We start from the raw sequence: 15,588 nt of genomic DNA, 5'->3' as shown, positions 1-15,588 counted from the left end.
CGTCCCAGTTACTTCAGGTTACGGGCGGCGGAGCGGGAAAATTGTGCGCCGCGCCGACCGCGGCGAATAGAAAAGATCAACGAGCGGCGGCGCGGTGCCGTTTCCAGCGCGCCAGCAGGCCGCCCTCGGCGAGGACCTCTTCGCTCGTGAGGGCGTATCCGATGTGGTCCCGCCAGGCACCGTCGATGTGCATGTAGCGCGGGTGGTACGCCTCCTCGCGGAAGCCGAGCTTCTCCACCACCCGCCGCGACGGCCCGTTCTCCGGCCGGATGTTGACCTCGACGCGGTGGAGTCCACCGACGGTGAAGGCGTGGTCGACGGCGAGCGCGAGCGCGGTCGGCATCACCCCGCGCCCGGCGACGGCGGCGTCGATCCAGTAGCCGACGTACGACGAGCAGAACGCCCGCCGCACTATGTTGCCCAGGTTGAGGTGGCCGACGAGCCGCTCCTGCCCGCCTTCGCGCAGGCAGACCGCGAACGGCATGCTCTCTCCGCGCCGCGCCGACCTCCGCTGGTCACGGTGCACGTAATGGAAGGCGCTCGGCGAGTTGAGCTCGACCCAGGGACCCGGCGGGGAGGACTCCCAGGGCGCCAACCAGGCCTGGTTGGCGCGGCGCACCTGCGACCAGGCCGTCGCGTCGGACCGCCGGTAGGGGCGGAGCAGCACCGGACCGTCGGCGAGCTCCACCGGCCACCCCGGCGCCGACCGCATCACCGTCGCCGGTCCAGCATCAACACGTCGACGGTGGATCCGGCTGCTGCGGTGGTCACCCGCTCCCCCAGTACGAGCAGTCCGTTCGCCTCGGCCAGACCCGAGAGGGTGTACGGCCCGCCGCGCAACGGCTGCACCGTGTAGCCGCCGCCACGCCGCTCAGCCACGTGGGCGGGCCGGAACTCCCGCAACCCCGTCGGCGAGGAGACCGTCTCCAGCAGGTGCGCGCGCACGCTCGGCCGGAACACGGGCTCGGCGCCGGCGAGGAGCTGGATTGCCGGGCGGGCCAGGACCTCGAAGCCGATCAGGGCCGCGCCGGGCTCACCGGGCAGGCAGACGACCGGCACCTCCTCGGCGCCGACCGTGCCGAATCCGAGGGAGGTGCCCGGGTAGAGCGCCACCTCGGTGAAGGTGACGGGTCCGGCTCGGCCGCCGTCGCGGCGGGACAGGATGCGGCGCACCATGTCGCCGGGTCCGGTGCCCGTGCCGCCGCTGGTGATGATGAGGTCGGCCCGCAACGTCTGGTCCTCGAGGAGCCCCCGCAGCCCCTCGGGATCGTCGTCGCAGATGCCGACGCGGTAGGCCAGTGCACCCACCTCGGCCGCGGCGGCCGTGAGCGCGTGCGAGTTGGCGTCGACCACCTGGCCGGGCTGGCTGCCCCGGCCGACGTCGACCAGCTCGTCGCCGGTCGCGACGATCACCACACGCGGGCTGGGACGGACCACGACGTGGCCGATCCCCGTCGCCGCGAAGACCGCGATCATGGCCGGTGTGACGTACGTGCCGGCCCGGGCCAGCACCGCGCCGGCGGGAAGCTCCTCGCCGGTGCGGCGCAGCCCGTAGCCACGTTTCGGCGCCTGGAAGATCTCCACGGCCGCCATGCCCTGGTCGGTCCAGTCGATCGGCACGACCACGTCGGCGGCGGCCGGCAGCGGCGAACCCGCCGCGACCGAGAAACAGGTGCCGGGGGTGAGCCGGACGGGGCGCCAGCTCGCCGCCCCCAGGTCACCCACGACGTTGAGCCGCACCGGTCGGCCCGGCCCGTCGGACACCCCGCCGATCGGGCCGAACTGGCCGCCCCGACCGGCGCTCGCGATGTCCTCCCAGCGCGCCGCGTAGCCGTCGATCGCGGCCTGGTCGAAGGCCGGGAACGAGTGCGGCGCGACGACATCCTCGGCGAGCAGGTTCCCGTACGCCTGGGTGAGGTCGATCTCGAGCGGGGGCAGCGCGCGCAGTCTGCGCAACACGCTGCCCAGGTAGTCGGCGAGGGGCGTCAGCTCGGCGAGAGCCGCCTTCTCGGCGTCGGCGGTAGCTGTCATGTAGCGCGCACCTCGGGCATGTTCTCGACGAACTGGCGGAGCCAGCCACGGAATTCTTCTCCCAGGCCCTCGTGCTCGGCGGCGAGCTGCACAACGGCCTGGAGGTAACCGAGCGGAGCGCCGGTGTCGTAACGGGTGCCGCGGTAGACGATGCCGTGGACCGGCGTCCCCTCCGCCAGCAGCATCGCCATCGCGTCGGTCAGCTGGATTTCCCCGCCGCTGCCCGGCTTGGTGCGCTTGATGGCCTCGAAGATGTGACCGGGCAGCACGTAACGGCCGAGCACGGCGAGTCGGCTCGGCGCGTCTTCCGGCGCCGGCTTCTCGACCAACCCGGTCACCCGGACCACCTCGGTGGCGCCGCCCAGTTCCTCGTCGGCGGGCGCGACCGAGGCGATGCCGTACCGCTTGACCTCCTCCAGCGCGACCTCCATGAAGGCGAGCACGATGCCGCCGGTGCGGGCCTGCAGCTCGATCATGGCCGGCAGCAGCGGGTCGGCCTTGTCGACGAACTCGTCACCGAGCAGGACCACGAACGGCTCGTTGCCGACGTGCGACTCGGCATAGGACACTGCGTGCCCCAGCCCGAGCGGCTCGCCCTGGCGGCAGGTGTAGATCTCGGCGAGCTCACTGGGGCGCCGGACGGCCTCGAGCCGCTTGGTGTCGCCCTTCTCCTCCAGCCGCGATTCCAGGTAGGGCTGACGGTCGAAGTGGTCGACCATGGAGGTCTTGCCGCGTCCGGTGATGAGGAGCACGTCGCCGATGCCGGCCTGCGCCGCCTCCTCGACGATGTACTGCAGCACCGGTCGGTCGACCAGCGGCAGCAACTCCTTCGGCACGGCCTTCGTCGCGGGTAGGAAGCGGGTTGCGAGGCCGGCGGCCGGGATAACGGCCTTCACCGCCCGCCGTCCGCTCGTCGGACTGGTGGTCGTCGTTGCTTGGGTGGCTGCATCCTCCGACATGCCGCGAGACTATCGGCCACGGCTCTGTCTCGGCGGCTGTGCCCCGAAAGACGCGCCGCCGGCCTGCGGAAGGTCACCTTCTTGGCCGTCTGCGCCGGCCGGGACCGCGACCTCCTCGTCGTCCGTGCCCGGTCGCGCGACCGCCAGCCGGTACGTGTTCCGTCCGGCCGCCTTCGCCGCGTAGAGCGCGTCGTCGGCCGCGTCGAGCACCTGCTGTCCGGTCGCGGCGTGGTCGGGGTAGACGGCGATTCCGATGGAGACGGTCACCGCGATGCTCACGGTGTCGTTCCCGCCGTTCCCCTCGACCACGATCGGCGTGTCGCGAATGGCCGCTCCGAGCCGTTCGGCCACCACCGTTCCGCCGTGCGCGTCCGTCTCGGGCAGCAGCACCACGAATTCCTCGCCGCCGTTACGGAACGCGAGGTCCACCTCGCGGATCTCGGCGCGGATCCGCTCGGCGAATTCGGCGAGCACGCTGTCTCCGGCCGGATGACCGTGCGTGTCGTTGACCTCCTTGAACAAGTCGAGGTCGAGGGCGAGCACGGTCAGCATCCGGCCGAAGCGGTTGGCGCGCTCCACCTCCCGCCGGATCGACTCCTGCAGGTGCCGGTAGTTCCACAGCCCGGTGAGCGGGTCCGTCAGCGACAGGCGCTGCGCCTCCCGGTGCACGCGCACGTTGTCGACCGCCACGGCCGCCTGGCCCGCGAAGGTGCGCAGGGTGCTCAGGTCCGCGTCGTCGAATTCGTCGGAGCCGAGCCGGTCGTAGAGGGCGAGCACCCCGAGCGAGGTCGGCGGCTCGGCGGCGGGTGGTGCGGCGGACGCGCCGGGAGTGGCCGGCGGCGGGTCGACGGGCTGCCCGGGAACCGAGAAGGGCACGGCCACGTACGTGTGGCAGGCCGGCTCCTCCGGTGACAGCACCGGACCGTCGCGGTCCACCCGTCCCCGCAGCGGTTCACCGCTCGCCGCGACCGTACCGAGCAGTCCGGTGCCGATCGGCACCGTCAACGTCTCCGGTTCGTGGTCGGTGCCGGCGTCGGAAGCGGGGGCGGCGTCCGATCCGGCGTCGACGGCGGGCAGCGCGTCGGCGGGTTGCGTCGGCGCGGGCAGTCCGAGGCTGCCGTCCAGGCCCTCGGCGTACTGCCCGACCAGCAGGCCGGTCGCGGGGTCGAGCACCAGCACCGCGCCGGCCCGGGCGCCGGTCGCGACGAGCGCGGTCTGCAGGATCACCTGCAGGATCCGCTTCAGGTCATGGGTGCTGGACAGGGTGTCGCCGAGGATCGCGAGGTGCCCACGCAACTGGTCCCGGCTGACGGTCAGCGCCTGCACGTAGGTCTGGGTCTCCCGGGTCATCCGGTTGAACGCGCTCGCCAGCTGTCCCACCTCGTCGTTGGTCCGTACCGGCACGCGGGCGGCCAGGTCACCGTCGGCGACCCGGTCGGCGGCGTGCGCGAGTTCGGCGAGGGGTCGGGTGGTGGAGCGGGCCAGCCACCAGGCGGCCAGCACGGCGAGGAGGCCGGCGAGCAGAACGGTGACGATGAGCACCGCGTACAGCCCCTGCGGCACGGTGCGGGGCACGGAGAGCACCAGCGGGAGTGGCTGTCCGGGGGACGGTCCGACCCGTCGGACGTACCGGCCGACGTCGGTGTCGGCCGTCCGGTCGCCGCGTAGGCGCTGTGCCGCGGCGACCACGGCGTCGCGCACGTCCGCGGATTCCGTGCTGCGCAGCGAGTCGGGTGGCGTGGCGTCGCCGGGCAGCAGCGTGATGGCGGCGCCCGTCGCGGCCGCCAGCCGGGTGACGAACGGGGTGTCGAGGCGCCGGGCGACGACGACCTCGCCCAGTGGCTCTCCGCCGGCGTCCCGGATCTCCACGCGCACGCTGATCGCCTCGGGGCCGGCCGTCCCGCCGGCCGCGGCGCAGTCGGCCCACGGCAGCGGCGGCCGGGCGGGGGTGGCGAAGAGTTGCTTGCCGTCGGGGCGGGTGACCACGACAGCGGAGGCGAGTCCGCGCGAGACGACCTGGTTGGCCGCCACGGCGACGCGCGACGGGTCTGCGAGCATGGCGACGGCGTCGGCGGCGGCGTGTAGTTGCTGGCAGAGGGCGTTGACCGAGGTGCGCACGCTCGTGGCGGCGAGGTCGAGTCGCTCCATTGAGCGGTTGTATCTGACCGCGGCGACGGTCGCCCCGACGAAGAAGGCGCCGAGGAGCACCGGGCCGAGCACGACAGCGAGAAACGCCGCGGTCAACCGTCCACGCAGCGTCACTCGTTGCCCCCCGGCGGATCCGCACCCCTTGCTGCGATGCTGACACAAGTCGCATGTTTCGCAGACGTTGCCGCAGGGGTGTTGCGTGTCGGATTTTCGCGATGATTCTCATGCCGCGCGACCAGCGAAGGCGCGGCTCCGCGCCGATATCCTCCGCCGCCGCCGGGCGCTGCCGGCCGAGGCGCGCGCCGCCGCCGCCGCGCAGGTCCAGGTGGCGGTGGCCGATCTCATACGGCGTTTCGCGCCGCGCTGCGTCGCCGGATACGCGCCGGTCGGCAGCGAGCCGGGCGGTCCCGACCTGCCCGACGTGCTCGCGACCGCGGTCGGGCCGGGCGGGCGGGTGCTGCTGCCGGTGCTCCGATCCGATCTCGATCTGGACTGGGCCGGCTACGTGCCGGGATCGCCCTTGCCCGCCGCCGGGCGTGGCCTGCGCGAGCCCGCCGGCGCACGGCTCGGAGCGGCCGCGATCGGGGACGCCGAGCTTGTCGTCGTTCCGGCGGTGGCGGTGGACGGGCGCGGCGTCCGGCTGGGCCGCGGCGGCGGGTCGTACGACCGGGCGCTGGCGCGGGTCGGGCGCGGGGTGCTCACGGTGGCGTTGCTCCACGACGGCGAACTGGTCGAAACCGTACCCGCGGAGGCCCACGACCACCGTGTCCGGGCGGTGATCATGCCCGGTGGGCTGCGTCCGCTGTCGCCCTGACGAGTGTGACCATCGCTGCCCGGGTGGACGGGGGAGGGTTTCATGACGCACCATTGGCACTCGAATGCGTCGAGTGCCAACCACTTGGCAAGATTCGGAGGAGACCGTGCCCACGTACCAGTACGCCTGCACCGCCTGCGGCCATCAGCTCGAGGCGGTGCAATCTTTCGCCGATGAGCCGCTGACCGAGTGCCCGGCGTGCGAGGGGAAGCTACGCAAGGTCTTCAACTCCGTCGGCATCGTCTTCAAGGGCTCGGGCTTCTACCGCACCGACTCACGCGCCAACGGCTCGTCCGGCGCCACCTCGACGGTTGAGAGCAAGCCCGCCGAGAGCAAGCCCGCGGCGAAGCCGGCAGCGGCGAACGGCTCGACTGGCGACTCCGGCTCCAAGCCGAAGTCGGCCGCCCCCGCCGCCTCGTCCGGCGCTTCCTCCTCGAGCAGCGCCTCCTAGCAGATCAAGTCCTACCGCGGCGGCTGTCCACAGGCCTCCGGGTTATCCACAGACGGGCCGCCGGCATACCGCCGCGCGGCCCGGCACTGCTTAACCTGCTGCCACCGGTAGGCATGCGAGGCACGCCACCGCGCTGTCGACGGGAGGCGTGATGGTGACACCCGACGTCCGGGACGGTCCGCTCGGCCCGCTGCGGCGACCGCGCCTGCCCCGACCGGTGACGGCGTTACGGGTGGCGCTGGTCGCGGCTCTGTTGGCGACCGCGGCAGGCGTCCTGTACGCGCGGGAGCCGGTCGCGTCCTGTCCCGCGGCGGTCCCCGGCGCGTCCCCCGTCCCCGACGGAGGCCGTCGGCCACTCCCCGCCGGTTCGGTCGGGCTGCCCGTACGGTTGGCCGAGCCCGCCGCCCTCGCGGTGGTCAGGCCGGGCGACCGGGTGGACCTGCTCGCTCTGCCCGGTGCCGGCAGCCGCGCGCCGGTCGAGCCGCTGGTCGTCGCCGCCGGCGCGCTGGTGCTGGCGGTGCCGGGCGTGGAGGCGGCCGGCGGTGCCGCGATCTACCTGGCGATGAAGCCGGAGGCGGCACGAAGGACCAGCATAATGCCGGAAAACACCCGTTTCGGGGTGATCGTACAGACGGGCTAGCCCCAGTGCGGCGGACGATCGGCGAGCAGCCGGTCGTCGTTCGAGGACGGGCTCTCACCCCAACCCCGGTCCGTGTCGTCCGAGCTCTGCTCCGGCAACAGGCCGAGGCCGTCGTGGCTCAGGTCGACCGTCCGGTCATCGTCCCCGGCCGCGCCCGGCGCCCGGTCCCCATCCACCCCGTTCACGCTCCGCAGCGTACCCGCGCCGGACCGGCACGGGCACTCGGCCCGGTCCGTCCACGGCAATTGGTAGCGTCGTTCGGCGTGACGACCCGCAGCGATGAGCCGACGGACGACCGGTTCTGGCGCCGGCCTGACGGCCCCGACGCCCCGCCCGGCCCACCGGCCCCGCCGCGCGACGATCACTCGTACGCCGGACCCCCGCCGAGCGCGCCCCCGCCACCGGGTTGGCGCCCACCCGTGGTGATGCAACCACCGCCGCCGCGGCAACTGCCGGCGCAGGACGAGACGGCCGTGGAAGCCGACGAGCAGAGCGCCCGGACGTTGACCTACGGCGTGGGGCTGGTCGCCGGCGCCGTCCTGCTCGTCGTCGTCTGTCTGCTCTGCTCGCGGGTGCTCTTCTGATCGCCGCGATCAGACCTCGCTCCACAACATCTTCGCGCCGGAGTCCCCGGCCAGGAAGACGTAGATGCTGGCGACGACGGCCAACACCACGATCACGACGGTCAGTACTAGGCCCACCCAGGACGGCAGGCCAGACACGCGGCGGCTGCCGCTCGTGACCCAGAGCAGCAGTCCGGTGGCGACCGCAAGGCCCAGCGAGAACCAGAACGTCATGTCCCCGTACTCGGCGTGCTGTTGAATCTTCGCGAGAGCCTCGCCCTGATAACCCTTCGCCACCAGACGGCGCTCCAGCGCCTCCCCCGACTGCGTGGCCAGGAAGGCCGAGACCGGAGCCGCGATGGCGAGCAGCGCGGCGGCCCAGCCGACGCGGTCGCGCACCCGCGGCACCAGGGCGTAGGCCAGCGCCGCCAGTACCAGCAACGGCACGAAGACCACCACGCCATGCACCAGCAGCGGATGCATCGGCATGCCCATGAACTCGTCGAACATCGACGTCCTCCTCGAGGGGAAGCATTGAACCGCCACGCCAGGGTATGGCGCGGGGCCCAAGCGAGCGGCCCCCCGCAACCGGGTACACGCAATTGAGATCGGTCCGGTTCAGCCGATCGGCACAGAAACGCGCACCGATCGACGAGACGCCCGTGGTGTTCGGCCCGACCTCCGACACGACTGCTGGTTGAAGGGCATTGGTCGGCGTGTTGTGATGACTGGGTGTCGGACGAGGAACTGCTGAGGTCGCGGGGGCTGCGGGTCACCCGGCCACGCCTCGCCGTTCTCGGCGTCCTCTCGGGCGGCGGACACCTCGAGGTCGACGAGATCGCCACCCGGGTGCGTCACCGACTCGACTCGGTCTCCACCCAGGCGGTCTACGACGTGCTCGGCGCCCTCTCCCGCGCCGGTCTCGCCCGACGCATCGAGCCGGCCGGCAGCCCCGCACGCTACGAGGCCCGCACCGGCGACAACCACCACCACGTCGTCTGCCGCGGTTGCGGCGAGGTCGCCGATATCGATTGCGCGCTCGGCGCGGCGCCCTGCCTCGAACCCGACGCCGTCCACGGCTTCACCGTCGACGAGGCTGAGGTGACGTTCTGGGGACTCTGCCCGGCCTGCCAGGCGGAGCGCCGCGCCGACGAGTGATGCGCCGCCACCGTGGCCCGGGGACCATGGCAACCTTGGTGGCATGGACGCAGAGGAAGACCTCGGGCTGTTCGGACCGGGCTCGGTCACCTGGAAGGTGCACAGCGAGCCGATTTTGATCGTCGCCGGTCTCCGTTCCCTCTACCTGCAGGCACTTCATCCGCGGGCGGTCGCCGGCGTCGCGCAGAACTCCAACTTCCGCTCCGACGCATGGGGTCGGCTCGTGCGCACCTCGACCTACGTGGCCACCACGATCTACGGGACCACCGCACAGGCGCGCGCGGCCGGGGAGCGCATCCGCAAGCGGCACGCCCGGATGCGGGCGGTCGACCCGCGTACCGGCGACGAGTTCCGCATCGACGAGCCCGACCTGCTCCGGTGGGTGCACGTGGCCGAGGTCGAGTCGTTCGTGACCACCGCGCGCCGGGCGGGGCTGGCGTTGACCGGGGACGAGGTCGACGCGTACTACACGGAGCAGCGACGCGTCGCGGCGCTGATCGGACTGGACCCGGTAACCGTCCCGGGGACGGCGGCCGAGGTCGAGGAGTACTACCGGGAGATCCGGCCGGAACTGCGGATGACCCGGGACGCGGCAGAGACCGGTTTCTTCCTCACCGCGCCGCCGCTGCCGTGGAAGCTGAGCCTGCCGTGGCGGCTCACCCTCAACCTGGGACCGCCGCGGTTCGCGTACCTCGGACTCGCCGGCGCTGCCTTCGGCCTGCTGCCGCCCTGGGCCCGGCGGATGTACGGCTCCCCCGGCCTGCCCACCACCGACCTCTCCGCGGCGCTGACCGTCCGCACGCTGCGGCTCGCGCTCAACGCGGTTCCACGCCGATTCGTGGAGGGGCCGATCTATCAGGCGGCGATGGCACGGGCCGCCCGCCACGCCCCGGTGGCCGCCGCACGCGACTGACCGGGCGCCTGACCGTCGCCGCCGGGCGCCTGACCGTCGCCGACCGGGCGCCTGACCGTCGCCGCCGGGTGGCTATTCGTCGATCGCGGGCTGCGGGCTCAGCGTCCGCTCCACCGACGCCCACGGTTCCTTCGTCGGGGCGTCCGCGCCCGCGGGGCAGTGGCGACGGTAGTCGCACCAGCCGCAGAGCGTCCCCGGCGTCGCCGCGAAGGCCGCATCGGGATCGCCGCCGTCGGCCACCGCGCGCTCCGCGGCCATGATGTCGCGGGCGGTGTCCTCAGCGCGGCTGACCTGCCGGGCGATCGACTCGGCGGTGTGGTCGTGGGCGGCGACGGTGCCGGTGGGCAGATGGTGCAGCTCGACCCGGCGGCAGGGGCGCCGGAAGACCCGCTCCGCGGCGTACGCGTAGAGCGCGAGCGCCTGCGATCCGCGGGCGTCATCCGCGTCGAGACCGGTGCGGCCCGTCTTGTAGTCGACGATGACGAGTTGCGGACCATCGGGTCCGGGGCGGGAGTCGATCCGGTCGGCCCGGCCGTTGAAGGCCAGCACCGCGGTCTTGACGGCGACGACCCGCTCGACGCCGAGCGGGTCGTCGCCCGGCTCCAGCGTCTCCACATACGACCCCAGCCAGTCCAGGGCGCGCCGGAAGGCCTCCCGCTCCTGCTCCGTGTCGCGGTAGCCCTCGCGCACCCAGGTCGCCTTCAAAAGGGTCGACAGGGCCTCGGGGCGGCGACGCTCGGCGGGCAGGTCGTACCAGTTGCGCAGGGCGGTGTGCACGCTCGCGCCGAGCGAGTTGTGCGCCCACGGCGGGCCCTTCGGGGGCGTGGGGCGATCGACGTACGAGTAGCGGTAGCGGCGCGGGCAGTCGGCGTAGGCGCCGAGCTTGCTGGGCGTGCAGACGAAGAGCCGTTCCGGCATGCCCGCGAAGCCGAGCTGCTCGGGCTGGTCGGCCCGGGGTCGGGGGGCGCGGTTGGCTGAGGAGGATGGCCTGGGCACGGGCCGATCCTGCCACCCGGGTCCGACAGGACCGTGCCCCGCCTCCGCCCCCTGGCGACGGACGGGTTCATTCAGCCCTTCTGCAGGTATGCGGTCACGAAGGCACCCACCGCGTCGGCGATGAGCTGGACCGCGATCGCCGCGAGCAGCAGACCGGCGATGCGGGTGAGCACCTCGATGCCGCCGGGCCGGAGCACCTTGACGATGCCGCCGGAGAAGCGGAGCACCAGCCAGACCACGAGCATCACCGCGATGATGGCGGCGGCGATCGCCAGCTGGGAGGGGGGCCCGTCCGCGCGCTGGACGAAGAGCATCGTCGCGACGATGGCGCCCGGCCCGGCCAGCAGTGGGGTGCCGAGCGGCACCAAAGCGATGTTGGACGTGGTCTGGTGGCCGGGGTCGTCCGCCTTGCCCGTCAACAGCTCCAACGCGATGAGGATGAGGAGGAGGCCGCCGGCGGCCTGCAGGGCGGGGAGACTGATGTGCAGGTAGGCGAGGAGCGTCTGCCCGGCCACCGCGAAGACCACGATCACCCCGAGCGCGAGCGCCACCGCCTGCCAGGCAGCGCGGTATCGGTCGCGGGGCGGAAGCGACCCGGTGAGCGCGACGAAGATCGGCAGCATCCCGGGTGGATCCATGATGACCAGTAGCGTGACGAAGACCTCGCCGAACAGCTTCAGATCCACACAATCAACCTATCCGGGACTTCATGGACCCGATCAGGAAGTCCCGGAAGCGATGCGCTGACCCGGACCCGCGTTCACACGGCCGGTACCCCGGACGCGGCCGCCACGATCCGCTCGTATACCTCCGGGGCGGTCGTGTGCGCCCCGAGCCGCACCGTCTTGTTCGTGCCGTGGAAGTCCGACGAGCCGGTCACCACGAGCCCGAGCTCGGCCGCGAGCGCGCGCACGTGCGCGCGCTCGTCCGGCGAATGGTCCTCGTGGTCGGCTTCGAGTCCGAAGAGCCCGACCGCGGCGAGCTCCACGATCACCGCGTCGGGCACGACCCGCCCGCGCCGGCTGGCCCGCGGGTGCGCGAAGACCGGCACCCCTCCGGCGGCCCGCACCAGGCGTACGGCGGTGAAGACGTCCATGTCGTCCTTCGGCAACCGGTAGCGGTCGCCGAGCCAGTGCGGCGCGAACGCCTCGGTCGTCGTTGCGACCAGGCCGGCGCGGATCAACGCCTGCGCGATGTGCGGTCGTCCCACGCTCCCCCCGGCGGCGTAGCGCAGCACCTCGTCCCAGGTCACGTCGACGCCGTCGGCGCGCAGCCGATCCACGATCCGCTCCGCGCGCAGCTCGCGGGCGGCCCGCAGCCGGGCCAGCTCCGCGACGAGGCTCGGCTCGGTCGGGTCGAAGAGGTAGGCGAGCAGGTGCAGCGAGATCGACGGCTCCACCCCGTACCACCGGCAGGAGAGCTCCGCGCCCCGCACCAGGGTGAGCCCCGCCGGCCGGGCGGCGACCGCGGGCGCCCACCCGGCGGTGGTGTCGTGATCAGTGATCGCGACGACGTCGAGTCCGGCATCGACCGCGGCGACCACCAGGTCGGACGGGGTGAGAGTGCCATCGCTCGCGGTGGAGTGGGCGTGCAGATCGATGCGGGCGGGACTCGATCCGGCGGGGTGGTACGGCGGGACGGACATCGTCCGCACGTTACCCGCGGGACGTGCGGCCAGGTCAGCCCGCCGCGCCGGGCACGACAATCAACTGGTCATCCGGACGGGCGCCGGGCACCGGAACGCGTTCCACCGCGGTCGGGTCACCGTCGGCGAGCCGGTCCGCGCTGACCCGGACCAACTCCGCCGCACCGCCCGGATGGATCACCGTGCCCGGGTCGGTCCAGACGGCGGCGCCGGTGAGCCGGGGGCCCGCCTTCCGCGAGGCGGGACGCGGTCGGAACGCCGTGGGCAACTCGACGAGCAGCGCCGTCGGGGCCGGAAAGGCGGTCGCTGCGCCGGCGGGTGTCGACGGGGAACTGTTCGCCATCAGCCAGCGCCCGTCCGGGGAGACGGTGCCGGGGCCACCGGCGGCGAGCGGCAACGCACAGGCGCGCTTGACCACGGGCAGTCCCCGATCCGCGTCGAGCAGCGCCAGACACGGGCGTCCGGCTTCCCCGGCGACCTGGGCGACCACGGTACGCCCGTCCGGCAGCGGGCCGTAGACGCCGATCAGTGACGTGTTCCAGGCCGGCTGGTACGGGCCGCGCTCCGGCCACCAGATGTCGTAGCCCTCGATCTCCCCGCCGGACAGCTGACGGGTCAGCAGGACCCCGTCACCGACGAACCCGATCGGTCGGCTGCGCGGGGGCACCGGGGTCTGCCGGATGCCGGTCAGCCGGCCGGCGGTCACCGCGGCGACGGAGGTCCGGCCGGTCGCCAGCCAGCTCACGTGCCGACCGTCGGGGGCGAGAGCCACCGCGTCCGCTGTGGGGAGCAGCGGCTTCGGGGGGTGGGCCGGAGTGACGAACCAGAGCGCGGGTCGGCCGGCGGGGGCCGTGGCGACCACCAACCAGCCCTCGTCGCCCCGCCGCGCCTGCGTCACCGTGCCGAGCACGGAGAGATCCATCCGCTCCCCGTCGGTCGTGTCGAGACGCGCGGCGACGACCAGGTCGACCGGGGGGGTCCGGATGGCGGCGAGCGGCTGCGGCGTGAGGTGGCCGGCGGCGGCGAGCGGCTCGGCACTCGGGGTCGGGGTCGGGGTGGGCGTCATCGCGGGAGGCGCGACGGCGCGCGCCGCGTCAACGACCGGCACGTGCGCGCCGCGGTCAGCGGCGGACCCGGCGAGCTGCCATCCGCTGACGGTCGCGGCGGCCACAGCGACCGCGACCACCGACGCAGCGGCTGCCGAGCGGCGTCGCCGGATCCGGCGGGCGGCGCGGATGGCCGGGCCGGCCAGATCGGGGACCGCACGTGACGGCCCGGCTTGGCGGGACAGGGTTTCCCGTAGCGCCATTTCCAGTTCGGGCGACGTCACGACGAATGGACGCCGCTGCCGCGGCGGAAGGTTGCCATCGCAAAGATCCGTGGCAGGATCTAGCCGGCCGCGACCGGGGTCAGCCTCGGCACGAGCCGCCACCCCGCCCCGATGTCGGACGGCACCGGAACGATCTCCTGCGTGCCGTCGGTGCCGCACCTGACCGCTCCGCGTTCATCGGCGCCGATGACGGTCGCGCTGTCGACCCAGGCCGGCGGAACGGTGGTGCGGAGCGGGCAGACGACGCCGACGCGCTGGCCGAGGAGTGCCCGGTCGACGTCGAGCAGCGTGAGGGCGTCCCGACCGGGCTCAACGAGCCGGGCGCCGTCGGGCGACAGGAGTCCCTCCGACTCGGCCGGGTGCAGATCGGGCAGACACGCGCCGGTGCGGGCAACCCGCAGTCCGGCGGACTTCGCCTCGATCGCGGCGAGGCAGGTGTCCTGCCGATCGGGGCGCCTGACCAGACCCACGACCCGGTCGCGGTGCGGCCCGTAGACCGCGGCCACCTCGGTGTTCCAGGTGGGCTTATAGGTTTTGCCCGGGTTCAGGTAGTCGTAACCGGTCGACTGCCCGGACGGGCCCGCGATGACGATGCGCTCGCCGAGGAACGCGACAGGCGCGGCCCCGAGGGGTACGGCGGCCTTGGCCGCGAGCGTCAGGCCGGCGGGGCCGATCGTGCCCACCTGCAGCACGGTGTCGGCGACCAGGGCCAGTCGACCCCCGTCCGGGCTGACGATCCAGGTCGAGGCAGCGGTGGTCAATCCGATCGAGCTGCCGTCCTCGCGCAGGAGCCGGATCTCCGTGGCTCCTGCGTAGACCCAGCCCGCCGGGACGCGGTACACGCGGCGTATCTCGCCGACCCCGTCGAGTGCCAGCTTCCGGCCGTCCGCCGTCCAGAGCCGATCACCGACCCGCAGGTCGAGTCCGATCCTCGTGCTGTGCAGCAGCCCGGTGGGGAGGCCACCCGTCGGGGCGGTCGTGTCGGGCCCGCCGTCGAAGCCGGCCGCGAACCCGGCGGTCGGCGCGTTCTCCGCCATCGACCAGCCCCGTAGCCACAGGGACCCGGTCAGGGTGAGGGCGAGCGCGAGCGTCGCGGCCACCGAGGACCCGACGCTGCGGCGACGGCGCAGCGCCCGACCGCGCCGGATCACCCGCCCGGCGATGTCGTCGGCGACCGGGGGCGACTCGACCCGGGACGTGAAGACCTCCCGGATCGCCTCCTCGAGCACGGTCACCGCTCTTCCATCGCCGCCGCGTACGCCGGCCGCGAGGATGTGCCCGCAGGCGCCGGCGCGGGTGTGGCGGCAGGTGGTGGGAGCGGGTCCGCGGGCTGCGGTAGCGGCGGGGACGCGATCGTGCGCGGTGCCGGGGTCCGGCGCGGCGATGGGATGGTCGGTTGCTGTTGACGCCGGCGGCCCAGTTCGCCGCCCTCGGCGTGGAGCCGCTGTCGCAGGGTGTTGAGGGCGCGGGACGTCTGGCTCTTGACGGTCCCGGGCGAGATGTCGAGCAGCGCCGCGGTCTGCGCCTCGGACAGGTCTTCGTAGAAGCGCAGCACCAGCACGGCGCGCTGACGGGCCGGCAGCGCCTTCACGTGCCGCCACAGCGCGTCGCGCTCGAGTTGCTCCTCGATGCGGTCGGGGGCCGCCCGTTCGGGGAGGACCTCGGTCGGACGCTCGCCGTGCCAGCGCCGCCGCCACCAACTGGTCGCCGTGTTGACCAGCACGCGGCGCGCGTACGGCTCCACCGCCTCGATCTCGCCCAGCCGTTTCCAGGCCAGGTAGGTCTTGGTCAGGGCGGTCTGCAGCAGGTCCTCGGCGGTGGCCCAGTCACCCGCGAGGAGGTAGGCGGTGCGCAGCAGGGCGGCGGAGCGGGCCGCGACGAATTCGCGGAACTCCTCCTCCATCGTGTGCGTCGCCGCCACTTGACGCCTCCCCGTGACT

General features: G+C 73.3%; 18 protein-coding genes. 6 read left to right on the top strand and 12 right to left on the bottom strand.

All coding sequences use genetic code 11. The features are described from left to right. Positions 1 to 76: 76 nt before the first annotated feature. Genes AB0J06_RS08700 through AB0J06_RS08685 form a run of 4 tightly spaced genes read right to left on the bottom strand, consistent with a single transcriptional unit; the run spans position 77 to position 5,252 of the window. Positions 77 to 712 (bottom strand): GNAT family protein, encoded by a 636-nt coding sequence (locus AB0J06_RS08700; RefSeq protein ID WP_357426169.1) that lies wholly within the window; start codon positions 710 to 712, stop codon positions 77 to 79. Then, positions 712 to 2,031 (bottom strand): gephyrin-like molybdotransferase Glp, encoded by a 1,320-nt coding sequence (glp, locus tag AB0J06_RS08695; protein WP_357426167.1) that lies wholly within the window; start codon positions 2,029 to 2,031, stop codon positions 712 to 714. Before glp ends, AB0J06_RS08700 begins: the two co-directional genes overlap by 1 nt. Next, positions 2,028 to 2,990 carry a UTP--glucose-1-phosphate uridylyltransferase gene (locus AB0J06_RS08690; protein ID WP_357426165.1) on the bottom strand — a complete coding sequence of 321 codons (963 nt, stop codon included), beginning with the start codon at positions 2,988 to 2,990 and terminating at the stop codon, positions 2,028 to 2,030. The genes glp and AB0J06_RS08690 overlap by 4 nt, the downstream gene beginning before the upstream one ends. 9 nt (positions 2,991 to 2,999) lie before the next feature. Next, positions 3,000 to 5,252 (bottom strand): diguanylate cyclase, encoded by a 2,253-nt coding sequence (locus tag AB0J06_RS08685; protein WP_357426163.1) that lies wholly within the window; start codon positions 5,250 to 5,252, stop codon positions 3,000 to 3,002. A gap of 85 nt (positions 5,253 to 5,337) precedes the next feature. Between AB0J06_RS08685 and AB0J06_RS08680 the strand changes: the two genes are divergently transcribed. From AB0J06_RS08680 to AB0J06_RS08670, 3 genes are all read left to right on the top strand, one after another. After that, positions 5,338 to 5,952, top strand: a complete 615-nt coding sequence (locus AB0J06_RS08680; RefSeq protein ID WP_357426161.1) for a 5-formyltetrahydrofolate cyclo-ligase — start codon at positions 5,338 to 5,340, stop codon at positions 5,950 to 5,952. A 106-nt stretch (positions 5,953 to 6,058) separates the two neighbouring features. Further along, positions 6,059 to 6,403 carry an FmdB family zinc ribbon protein gene (locus AB0J06_RS08675; protein WP_357426159.1) on the top strand — a complete coding sequence of 115 codons (345 nt, stop codon included), beginning with the start codon at positions 6,059 to 6,061 and terminating at the stop codon, positions 6,401 to 6,403. 151 nt (positions 6,404 to 6,554) lie between these two features. Next, the gene (locus tag AB0J06_RS08670; RefSeq protein ID WP_357426157.1) at positions 6,555 to 7,043 is read left to right on the top strand and encodes a flagellar biosynthesis protein FlgA; all 489 of its coding nucleotides are present in this window, start codon (positions 6,555 to 6,557) and stop codon (positions 7,041 to 7,043) included. Here the strand turns inward: AB0J06_RS08670 and AB0J06_RS08665 are convergent. Next, complete coding sequence (locus AB0J06_RS08665; protein WP_357426263.1) at positions 7,040 to 7,219, bottom strand: hypothetical protein; 180 nt, start codon at positions 7,217 to 7,219, stop codon at positions 7,040 to 7,042. The genes AB0J06_RS08670 and AB0J06_RS08665 overlap by 4 nt on opposite strands. Positions 7,220 to 7,306: 87 nt before the next feature. On the opposite strand from AB0J06_RS08665, the gene AB0J06_RS08660 reads away from it, so the two are divergent. Further along, positions 7,307 to 7,627 (top strand): translation initiation factor 2, encoded by a 321-nt coding sequence (locus tag AB0J06_RS08660; protein WP_357426155.1) that lies wholly within the window; start codon positions 7,307 to 7,309, stop codon positions 7,625 to 7,627. Between the two features lie 9 nt (positions 7,628 to 7,636). Here AB0J06_RS08660 and AB0J06_RS08655 read toward each other — a convergent pair whose 3' ends face one another. Continuing rightward, on the bottom strand, positions 7,637 to 8,116 hold the full coding sequence (locus AB0J06_RS08655) for a DUF2231 domain-containing protein (protein ID WP_357426153.1): 480 nt from the start codon (positions 8,114 to 8,116) through the stop codon (positions 7,637 to 7,639). Positions 8,117 to 8,338: 222 nt separating this feature from the next. Here AB0J06_RS08655 and AB0J06_RS08650 point away from each other — a divergent pair, with 222 nt between their 5' ends. Together AB0J06_RS08650 and AB0J06_RS08645 are read left to right on the top strand one after the other, a co-directional pair. Beyond that, entirely contained in the window at positions 8,339 to 8,764 is a 426-nt protein-coding gene (locus tag AB0J06_RS08650) for a Fur family transcriptional regulator (RefSeq protein ID WP_357426151.1), read from the top strand. Between the two features lie 43 nt (positions 8,765 to 8,807). After that, positions 8,808 to 9,677, top strand: a complete 870-nt coding sequence (locus AB0J06_RS08645; RefSeq protein ID WP_357426149.1) for an oxygenase MpaB family protein — start codon at positions 8,808 to 8,810, stop codon at positions 9,675 to 9,677. Between the two features lie 72 nt (positions 9,678 to 9,749). On the opposite strand, the gene AB0J06_RS08640 is transcribed toward AB0J06_RS08645, so the two are convergent. From AB0J06_RS08640 to AB0J06_RS08615, 6 genes are all read right to left on the bottom strand, one after another. Beyond that, positions 9,750 to 10,595 carry a PD-(D/E)XK nuclease family protein gene (locus AB0J06_RS08640; RefSeq protein ID WP_357426261.1) on the bottom strand — a complete coding sequence of 282 codons (846 nt, stop codon included), beginning with the start codon at positions 10,593 to 10,595 and terminating at the stop codon, positions 9,750 to 9,752. Positions 10,596 to 10,744: 149 nt separating this feature from the next. Further along, positions 10,745 to 11,359 carry a MarC family protein gene (locus tag AB0J06_RS08635; RefSeq protein ID WP_357426147.1) on the bottom strand — a complete coding sequence of 205 codons (615 nt, stop codon included), beginning with the start codon at positions 11,357 to 11,359 and terminating at the stop codon, positions 10,745 to 10,747. Positions 11,360 to 11,433: 74 nt separating this feature from the next. Continuing rightward, positions 11,434 to 12,318 (bottom strand): PHP domain-containing protein, encoded by an 885-nt coding sequence (locus AB0J06_RS08630; RefSeq protein ID WP_357426145.1) that lies wholly within the window; start codon positions 12,316 to 12,318, stop codon positions 11,434 to 11,436. Positions 12,319 to 12,352: 34 nt separating this feature from the next. Further along, positions 12,353 to 13,648 (bottom strand): hypothetical protein, encoded by a 1,296-nt coding sequence (locus AB0J06_RS08625; RefSeq protein ID WP_357426143.1) that lies wholly within the window; start codon positions 13,646 to 13,648, stop codon positions 12,353 to 12,355. A 59-nt stretch (positions 13,649 to 13,707) separates the two neighbouring features. Then, positions 13,708 to 14,883, bottom strand: a complete 1,176-nt coding sequence (locus AB0J06_RS08620) for a hypothetical protein (RefSeq protein WP_357426141.1) — start codon at positions 14,881 to 14,883, stop codon at positions 13,708 to 13,710. Next, positions 14,880 to 15,569 (bottom strand): SigE family RNA polymerase sigma factor, encoded by a 690-nt coding sequence (locus AB0J06_RS08615; protein WP_357426139.1) that lies wholly within the window; start codon positions 15,567 to 15,569, stop codon positions 14,880 to 14,882. Before AB0J06_RS08615 ends, AB0J06_RS08620 begins: the two co-directional genes overlap by 4 nt. Positions 15,570 to 15,588: the final 19 nt, after the last annotated feature.

Source organism: Micromonospora sp. NPDC049679 (assembly GCF_040659735.1).
GTDB lineage: Bacteria > Actinomycetota > Actinomycetes > Mycobacteriales > Micromonosporaceae > Micromonospora_I.
The sequence above is the reverse complement of the archived record's forward strand: the minus strand, read 5'-3'. Positions and strand labels throughout refer to the sequence as shown.